The 1,405-nt window shown below is 46.8% G+C and carries 3 tRNA genes and 2 rRNA genes; all 5 read left to right on the top strand.

What is annotated here, in order from left to right:
- Nucleotides 1-159: ribosomal RNA gene (locus L4D78_RS28225) — 16S ribosomal RNA — on the top strand; the annotation flags it as partial.
- Between the two features lie 100 nt (nt 160-259).
- A tRNA-Glu gene (locus L4D78_RS28220) sits at nt 260-335 on the top strand.
- Nucleotide 336: 1 nt separating this feature from the next.
- Nucleotides 337-412, top strand: a tRNA-Lys gene (locus tag L4D78_RS28215).
- 65 nt (nt 413-477) lie between these two features.
- Nucleotides 478-553, top strand: a tRNA-Val gene (locus L4D78_RS28210).
- A gap of 375 nt (nt 554-928) precedes the next feature.
- Nucleotides 929-1,405, top strand: a 23S ribosomal RNA gene (locus L4D78_RS28205); the annotation flags it as partial.

Genomic DNA, 1,405 nt, shown 5'->3' with positions numbered 1-1,405 from the left:
GGCCTTGTACACACCGCCCGTCACACCATGGGAGTGGGCTGCACCAGAAGTAGATAGCTTAACCTTTCGGGGAGGGCGTTTACCACGGTGTGGTTCATGACTGGGGTGAAGTCGTAACAAGGTAGCCCTAGGGGAACCTGGGGCTGGATCACCTCCTTAACGATATGACCTGCTGTTTTATGCAGTGTCCACACAGATTGCTTGGTCGAAATGTAAGAGAGCGCGAATGTTGCCCAACAACATTCGCAAGAAACACTTAGTCCCATTCGTCTAGAGGCCTAGGACACCGCCCTTTCACGGCGGTAACAGGGGTTCGACTCCCCTATGGGACGCCACGGGTCGTTAGCTCAGTTGGTAGAGCAGTTGACTTTTAATCAATTGGTCGCAGGTTCGAATCCTGCACGACCCACCATTCTTTCCACGAAGGATGGCTTTTACTTTCACTTTACTAAAGTGGAGATAAGAGGAAACTATCGTGGGCGATTAGCTCAGTTGGGAGAGCACCTCCCTTACAAGGAGGGGGTCACTGGTTCGAGCCCGGTATCGCCCACCACTCTCTAAGAATTTTCTGCACCAAATTGCAGATTCAATAAAGGCTATCTTTGTTGAGTCCGTTTTTTGACGTCTGTGCGACTTGCGGAAAATCATTAGAAAGTGGTTCTTTACTCTATTTATAGAGATTTTAGAAACACATGCTCTTTAACAATCTGGAAAGCTGACTAGTAAATTGAATCTTTTAGATTCAATTACAAATGTATTTTCGAAAGAAAATACGAGTTCTCAAAACAAACACATTCAAGTGTCTTGTGTTTTTTGTCTTCACTTTTTCAAAGTGAAAATAGAAAGAAGAGTCCGGCGAAAACAAATAATTCTCTTTTATAGAGAGTGAACCTTGGTTGTTGCCATACGAAACCTCTTGGGGTTGTATGGTTAAGTGACTAAGCGTACACGGTGGATGCCTGGGCAGTCAGAGGCGATGAAGGACGTATTAACTTGCGATAAGCGTAGATTAGGCAGTAAAAGCCACTTGAGTCTACGATTTCCGAATGGGGAAACCCAGCTGCATAAGCAGTTATCGTTGCGTGAATACATAGCGTAACGAGGCGAACCGGGGGAACTGAAACATCTAAGTACCCCGAGGAAGAGAAATCAACCGAGATTCCGGCAGTAGCGGCGAGCGAAACCGGATTAGCCCTTAAGCGGCTTTAGCATTAGGTGAAGGTGTTGGAAAACACAGCGATACAGGGTGATAGCCCCGTAACCGACAATGCTTTAGTCGTGAAATCGAGTAGGACGGGACACGTGATATCCTGTTTGAACATGGGGGGACCATCCTCCAAGGCTAAATACTCCTGACTGACCGATAGTGAACCAGTACCGTGAGGGAAAGGCGAAAAGAACCCCT

Origin of the sequence: Photobacterium minamisatsumaniensis, assembly GCF_050336695.1 — a bacterium.
GTDB classification, from domain to species: domain Bacteria; phylum Pseudomonadota; class Gammaproteobacteria; order Enterobacterales; family Vibrionaceae; genus Photobacterium; species Photobacterium minamisatsumaniensis.
Note: the sequence above shows the minus strand (reverse complement) of the source record. Positions and strands in the feature narration are given on the sequence as shown.